The organism is Pseudomonas sp. DrBHI1 (assembly GCF_002205115.1).
Taxonomy (GTDB): Bacteria; Pseudomonadota; Gammaproteobacteria; order Pseudomonadales; family Pseudomonadaceae; genus Aquipseudomonas; species Aquipseudomonas mosselii.
On the sequence record NZ_NIBE01000049.1, the window covers coordinates 98,393 to 105,228 of the forward strand.

A 6,836-nucleotide genomic window follows, 5' to 3' on the forward strand; every position below is an offset into this window, starting at 1 on the left:
AGACCCCGGCGGAAATCGCGGTGAGCGTGATGGCCGAAGTGCTGGCGGCCAAGAACGCCGTGAACTTGCCGGGGGCGGTGAGTGTGTCCGGGGCCAAGCGCCAGCGTGACCATCAACCTTTCTAGTGCCTGAACCTGCCGCACACCTGCCAACCAGTGTCTATGCTTCCTCTCGCATGCACCCTCGACCACAAGGAAGACAGGCCAATGAACCCGACCCGCGCCATCGCTCTCACCTCGCTCATCTTTGCCGCCAACCTCACCGCCCACGCCGCCGAACTGCCCATCGCCAGTGAGGCGCTGGAAAGCCATGTCACCACCGAAGTGACCAAGATCGACCTGACCAATCGCCAGGTCACGGTGAAGGGTCCCCACGACAAGGACGTGACCTTCCAGCTCACCGAACAGGCCAAGGCCCTGCCCAACCTCAAGGTCGGCGATCAGGTCGACATCTACGTGACCCGCGCCGTGGCCTACGTGCTCAACACCAAGGAAGGCGGCGCACCGAAAGCATCAGAGGAGTCCGGCACCATCCGCGCCACCAAGGACAACCCCAACCCCGGCGGCGAAGCGTTCCGCCAGGTAAAGGTCACCTCGCAGATCAAGAAGATCGACCTCAACACCCATGAGGTCACCCTGCTGCCGCCTGAAGGCAAGGTACAGGTCGTCAAGGTCGAGGACCCGGACCTGCAGGCACGCATGAAGAGTCTCAAGGTCGACCAGACCGTCGACGCCATCTATACCGAGATCCTGCGCGTGGAAACCTCGCGCCCAGCCCAGTAAAACCTTTGGCCGGCCCGCGCATCGAACATCATGTGAGCCCTTTCCCCCTTCAGGAGGTTTTCCATGGCGATGCGCCTGGCCGTGCCATTTTACTGCTGCCTCACCCTCGCGTTCACGGGCTGCACAAGCGCCCGCGACGAGCCGCCGCCCACCACGCAACAGATAGAACTGCAGCGCTACCAGGGCACCTGGTACGAACTGGCGCGCCTGCCGATGTTCTTCCAGCGCAACTGCGTGCAATCCGAGGCCCATTACGGCCTGCGCGAGGACGGTCGTATCGATGTGACCAATCGCTGCCTGGAGAAGGACGGCCAGTGGAATGAGGCCCACGGCCTCGCCGAGCCACAGGTGGCCGGACGCACCGACAAGCTCTGGGTGCGCTTCGACAACTGGTTCAGCCGCCTGGCCCCCGGCCTGACCAAGGGCGAGTACTGGGTGCTCTACCACGACCCGGACTATCGCGTGGCGCTGGTCGGCCATCCGAACCGCGAGTACCTGTGGCTGCTGTCGCGCTCACCGACCGTCAGTGCCCAGACCCGAGAACAGCTGCTGGAGCTGGCACGCCAGCAGGACTATCCCACCGACCAACTGATCTGGCGCCAGCCAGCCCCCCAGTGACGGCCGCCATCCGCCCCTGTAAGGTGAGCCACCCGGCTCACCCAAAGGATTGCGTGCAATGATCACCTGCCACCTCAAGTACATCATCGACCCCTACCAGATCCCAGCCTTCGAGACCTATGGCAAGCTGTGGATCGGCCTGGTCAACCGCATGGGCGGCACCCACCACGGCTACTTCCTGCCTAGCGAAGGCGCCAACAATGTCGCCTACGCCCTGTTCAGCTTCCCCAGCCTGGCGGCCTACGAGCAGTACCGCATTGCCTCGGAAACCGACCCGGAATGCATCGCCGCCTTCGCCCTGGCCAGCGAGCAACGCTTCATCCTCAGTTACGAACGCAACTTCCTGCGCCCTGTGCTCGACTGAGCCAGGGTCATTTGCGCCACATCACAGCTCTTTTATCAGTTGGTCGGGGCGTGTGCCGCCGTGAACCATGCCCTGTGCCGGGCTTGCTTCATGGCGGCAGCCGACCAGGTTCACAAAACAACAGAATCTCCCAGCGAAACCGGTATTTTTTCTGTAACGAAAATGTAAAATTCGTTTTCGCATACCTATAACAAGTTGGGAGCTTCACATGTTTGCCTTCTTCCGCCCTGCCGCGCACCAGGCGCCGCTGCCCGACGAGCGCGTCGACAGCACCTATCGCCGCCTGCGCTGGCAAATCTTCGCCGGGATCTTCTTCGGCTACGCCGGCTACTACCTGCTGCGCAAGAACTTCTCACTGGCCATGCCCTACCTGATCGAGGAAGAGGGCTACACGCGCGGCCAGCTGGGCGTGGCGATTTCCGCCATCGCCATCGCCTACGGCCTGTCCAAGTTCCTCATGGGCCTGGTCTCGGACCGCTCCAACCCGCGCTACTTCCTGCCCTTCGGCCTGCTGATCTCGGCCGGGGTGATGTTCATTTTCGGTTTCGCGCATTGGGCCACATCCAGCGTGACGATCATGTTCGTGCTGCTGTTCATCAATGGCTGGGCCCAGGGCATGGGCTGGCCGCCGAGCGGGCGAACCATGGTGCACTGGTGGTCGCAGAAGGAGCGCGGTGGCGTGGTGTCGGTGTGGAACGTCGCTCACAACGTCGGCGGCGGCCTGATCGGCCCGCTGTTCCTGCTGGGCCTGGGCTGGACCAACGACTGGCATGCCGCCTTCTACGTGCCCGCCGCCGTGGCCGTGCTGGTGGCTGTGTTCGCCTTCGCCACCATGCGCGATACCCCGCAGTCGGTCGGCCTGCCGCCGGTCGAGCAGTACAAGAACGACTACCCCGAAGGCTACGACGAGAGCCACGAGCAGGAATTCAGCGCCAAGCAGATCTTCGTCGAGTACGTGCTGCGCAACAAGCTGCTGTGGTACATCGCCATGGCCAACGTGTTCGTCTACCTGCTGCGCTACGGCGTGCTCGACTGGGCGCCGACCTACCTGAAGGAAGCCAAGCACTTCAGCGTCGACACCACCTCGTGGGCCTACTTCTTCTATGAGTGGGCCGGCATTCCCGGCACCCTGCTGTGCGGCTGGATGTCCGACAAGATCTTCCGCGGCAACCGTGGCCTGACGGGGATCGTATTCATGGCCCTGGTGACCGTCGCCACCCTGGTCTACTGGCTCAACCCGCCAGGCAACCCGACCGTCGACATGATCGCGCTGTTCGCCATCGGCTTCCTGATCTACGGGCCGGTGATGCTGATCGGCCTGCAGGCGCTGGAGCTGGCGCCGAAGAAAGCCGCCGGTACCGCAGCCGGCTTCACCGGGCTGTTCGGCTACCTGGGCGGTTCGGTCGCGGCCAGCGCGGCGATGGGTTACACCGTCGACCACTTCGGCTGGGACGGCGGCTTCGTGCTGCTGGTGAGCGCGTGCGTGCTGGCGATCGCGTTCATGGTGCCGACCCTTTGGCACAGCAAGGCGGCAAGTGCAGGTCGCGAGGCGATCGCCTGATAGCCCCCTGAATCGGCGACACGTACCGTAACGACACTGCCTGGACGACCAGGCGGTGTCGCGGTCGCCTCCTGAAGGAGCATCCTTACTCCGCCCGGAAACTCCAGACAATCTCGACCACTCGCGACGCCAGGATGAGATAGAGCAAGCACAGGATGACCTGCAGTACCGTGTGGTATGGCAACTTCGCCAGACGATGCAGCGTGTCGCTGATGTTCAACAGCAACAGCAACGCCGACACCAGGATCAACCCCCAGCCGGTGAAACTGGACACCCACAAACCCAACAGCATCTGCTGGTTGCCATGGATCGCCTCGGTGCCCGCGGCGAACAGCAGCGCGCACACCAGCAAGTTCTTGAAGTTGTCGAAGACCTTGTTACTGAGGTCCGCATCCAACAGTGCGAGGTACCTTCGCCACAGTCTGCGCATAGCTTCCCCATGAATTCGGATCATCAGCAGGTGTCAGGGACACGCAAGCGCGCCTGACGCCCGGGCCAGGCCGCAACGGCGTCTTGCCCTAGCGCTTGGCGTTCTTCTTGACGATAGCCTTCATTCGCGAAGCCGCCCGCTGCACGGTCGCCATCTTCTCCGGGCGCTTCATGCCCCGCCATTTGCGAATCTCATCCCGGGTTCGGCCACAGCTCACGCACAGTTCGCCATTGAGTTGGCACAGCGAGACGCAGGGGTTGTCGATGTCCTTGGCCATGGGGCGCTCCAATATCGGGGGCGCATGATAACGGTTCGACAATCGCCCTTGAACCGGCCAATCCCTAGGGCGCGGCTCCCTGCGCGCCGATTAATCGCTACTTCCCATCCAAAGCCTCTAAAATGCCGCTTCCAGCCTGAACGGAATCAAGCGATGCCCGCCTCCCTGATGCGCCCCTCTCACGCCCCTCTGCTCGCGCCAGGGGAAACCGTGCTGCTGTTCGATGGTGTATGCAAGCTGTGCAACGGCTGGGCGACGTTCGTTATCCGCCACGATCGCCACCAACGTATCCGCCTGGCCACGGTGCAGTCAGCCGAAGGCCAGGCATTGCTGGCCTGGGCAGGCCTGCCCGTGATGGCGTTCGACACCATGGCGGTCATTCGTGACAACCACTACTGGGTGCGCTCCGAGGCATTCTTCGAGGTAGTACGCCAACTGCCCGGCGCCTGGCCACTGCTGCGCATGCTGCGTCTCTGCCCTCGCAGGTTGCGGGACGGGTTGTACGATCGTGTGGCGCTCAACCGCTATCGGCTGTTCGGCCGATATGAGCAATGCCTGATGCCCAGCCCAGACCATCAACGTCGTTTTCTCGGGCTGCAGCCATGAACCGTCTTCACCAGGTCCACTGGCTGGCCCGCGCCACCTGGTTGTCACAGGTGTGCCGTGGCCATCGCCCAGCCAGCGCGGCCGTGCATGAGCATCGACAGCACTTCGGCGCAGAACGTCGAGAAGGTGGTCAGCCCGCCGCAAAAGCCCGTGGTGATCAGCAGCAGCCAGGCCGGACCGAGGTTGGGCAAGCGCAGGAAGAAGGCCATCGCGCCGCCGATGACGAACCACCGACGAGGTTGACCAGCAAGGTGCCCAACGGCATCCCGGGAAACAGCGAGTTCAGGCGCAGGCCAAGGATCCAGCGCAATACGCAACCGGCACTGCCTCCGACGACAACGGAAATGAACGAGAGGTACATCGACTAGCTCCAGGATAGGTCCGAAAGCCCCCATGGAGAGAGACAGGCACAGACCTACGCGCCCTCCAATGGGGTTGCGCAGGCATCATCAGCGCTGAGGCGGTTCAAGGAGGGAGGCCATCTCCTGAGGGTCGGTGCTACGGGTCGAAACCCTCGCTTGGCAACATTTCGATGCAAAAATGCAACACACACCTTCGCCCGCACCGTTAGAATGGCCGCCTGGCGTGTGCTGCGTGCGCCCGGGAGCCTTCCCGAATACGGAGAACATTCATTTGTTTTCCGTGAGATCCGTCCATGTTGCACGCATGCCTCCATTCCCCATGGCCCTTCCTGCCCCGTGTCCTCACGGCGTGGGTCGCTGCGCCGCATTTTCCATCCTTCTTCTCGCCCTTCGCCGCAGTGGCCCGTCTTGCCCGGAGCCAGCGTCCCGCCGTGCCCGTTGCCCGTCGCGACACTGCCACCGCGAGGGTGATGCCATGAACGAGGAGCGTTATATGACCGCACCCCTTCCACCCCTCAAGCCGCGCTCGATGCTGCGGCACCTGCTGGCGACAGAGGCAGCCGGTGGCGTCTTGCTGATGTTCACCGCCGCGCTGGCCATCGTCATCGCCAACAGCCCCTGGGCCAGCGCCTACCAGCACCTGCTGCACCTGCCCGTCGGCCCGGTACTGACCGACAAGCTCGGCCCAATGACCGTGCACATGTGGATCAACGATGGCCTGATGGCGATCTTCTTCCTGCTGGTGGGCCTGGAGATCAAGCGCGAGCTGGTCGACGGTCGCCTGGCCAGTTGGGAGCAGCGCCGCCTGCCGGCCCTGCCGGCACTGATGGGCATGGCCGTGCCGGCGCTCATCTACCTGGCGGTGTCCCGTGGCGAGCCGGGCCTGGCCGACGGCTGGGCGATCCCGGCCGCCACCGACATCGCCTTCGCCGTCGGCGCCCTGGCCCTGCTCGGCCGGCATGCGCCGCTGTCGCTCAAGGTGATGCTGGTGTCGGTGGCGATCATCGACGACATGGGTGCGGTGGCGATCATCGCCGTGTTCTACACCTCGTCGCTGAACCTGCTGGCCCTGGCCGGCGCCGCCGGCATCGTCGCGGTGCTGCTGGCCTGCAACCGCCTGCGCGTGATCAGCCTGTGGCCCTACCTGATCGGCGTGGCCGCACTGTGGTACGTGACCCTGCTGTCGGGCGTTCACGCCACCATCGCCGGCGTGGTCGGCGCCCTGCTGATCCCCTACAGCACCGGCGGCAGCGAGGCCCGCGAAGCCAGCCCGCTGCTCAAGCTGGAGCATGGCCTGGCGCCCTGGGTCGGCTTCCTCATCGTGCCAGCCTTCGGCTTCGCCAACGCCGGCGTGTCGTTCGGCAATCTGGGCCTGAGCGACATCTTCGCTCCATTGCCACTGGCCATCGCCCTGGGCCTGCTGCTGGGCAAGCAGCTCGGCGTGTTCGGCGGCGTGCTGCTGGCGGTCAAGACCGGCCTGGCCAGCAAGCCCCATGGCGCCAGCTGGCTGCAGATCTACGGCGTGGCGATGCTGTGCGGCATCGGCTTCACCATGAGCCTGTTCATCGGCGAGCTGGCCTTCCCCGGCCAGGCCGATAAGATCGACGCAGCCAAGATCGGCATCCTGCTGGGCTCGCTGCTGTCGGCGGTGATCGCCTGCCTGATCCTGCGCTTCGCGCCCAAACCGGCGGATTGATGCAAGCGCTCGGGGCTGCCTGGCAGCCCCGTTCAATCTACTGGTAACTGAACTTGCGTGTAGTAACTGGACTTGCGTGGGCTTGCCCCGCGATCATTTTAAAGGGCCACGCGGAACCTGCAGCCCACCTCACCCCCGCA

Annotated in this window: 8 protein-coding genes, 2 pseudogenes and 1 riboswitch; of the genes and pseudogenes, 7 read left to right on the plus strand and 3 right to left on the minus strand. The window is 64.1% G+C overall.

The window, feature by feature from the left end; all coding sequences use genetic code 11:
- The 5 genes and pseudogenes from CC207_RS27470 to glpT all read left to right on the plus strand — a co-directional run.
- Positions 1-125 (plus strand): annotated as a pseudogene (locus tag CC207_RS27470) (XdhC family protein); the annotation flags it as partial.
- Between the two features lie 81 nt (positions 126-206).
- Positions 207-782, plus strand: a complete 576-nt coding sequence (locus tag CC207_RS08815) for a hypothetical protein (protein ID WP_088851949.1) — start codon at positions 207-209, stop codon at positions 780-782.
- A gap of 63 nt (positions 783-845) precedes the next feature.
- Positions 846-1,400: a lipocalin family protein gene (locus CC207_RS08820; RefSeq protein ID WP_088851950.1), complete on the plus strand. Its 555-nt coding sequence runs from the start codon at positions 846-848 to the stop codon at positions 1,398-1,400.
- Between the two features lie 58 nt (positions 1,401-1,458).
- Entirely contained in the window at positions 1,459-1,764 is a 306-nt protein-coding gene (locus CC207_RS08825) for an NIPSNAP family protein (RefSeq protein ID WP_088851951.1), read from the plus strand.
- A gap of 208 nt (positions 1,765-1,972) precedes the next feature.
- A complete protein-coding gene (gene glpT, locus CC207_RS08830; protein WP_028691413.1) occupies positions 1,973-3,325 on the plus strand; it encodes a glycerol-3-phosphate transporter in 1,353 nt (450 codons plus the stop codon).
- 85 nt (positions 3,326-3,410) lie between these two features.
- Here the strand turns inward: glpT and CC207_RS08835 are convergent, their stop codons facing one another.
- Positions 3,411-3,755 (minus strand): hypothetical protein, encoded by a 345-nt coding sequence (locus CC207_RS08835; protein ID WP_028691412.1) that lies wholly within the window; start codon positions 3,753-3,755, stop codon positions 3,411-3,413.
- Positions 3,756-3,843: 88 nt separating this feature from the next.
- Complete coding sequence (locus CC207_RS08840) at positions 3,844-4,032, minus strand: DUF1289 domain-containing protein (RefSeq protein ID WP_028691411.1); 189 nt, start codon at positions 4,030-4,032, stop codon at positions 3,844-3,846.
- A 153-nt stretch (positions 4,033-4,185) separates the two neighbouring features.
- Between CC207_RS08840 and CC207_RS08845 the strand changes: the two genes are divergently transcribed.
- A complete protein-coding gene (locus CC207_RS08845) occupies positions 4,186-4,638 on the plus strand; it encodes a thiol-disulfide oxidoreductase DCC family protein (RefSeq protein WP_088851952.1) in 453 nt (150 codons plus the stop codon).
- A 65-nt stretch (positions 4,639-4,703) separates the two neighbouring features.
- On the opposite strand, the pseudogene crcB reads toward CC207_RS08845, so the two are convergent.
- Positions 4,704-4,999: pseudogene (crcB, locus tag CC207_RS28265) on the minus strand (fluoride efflux transporter CrcB); the annotation flags it as partial.
- Positions 5,000-5,071: 72 nt separating this feature from the next.
- Positions 5,072-5,133: riboswitch (Fluoride riboswitch) on the minus strand.
- A 360-nt stretch (positions 5,134-5,493) separates the two neighbouring features.
- On the opposite strand from crcB, the gene nhaA reads away from it, so the two are divergent.
- Positions 5,494-6,696: a Na+/H+ antiporter NhaA gene (nhaA, locus tag CC207_RS08855; RefSeq protein ID WP_088851953.1), complete on the plus strand. Its 1,203-nt coding sequence runs from the start codon at positions 5,494-5,496 to the stop codon at positions 6,694-6,696.
- Positions 6,697-6,836 lie beyond the last annotated feature (140 nt).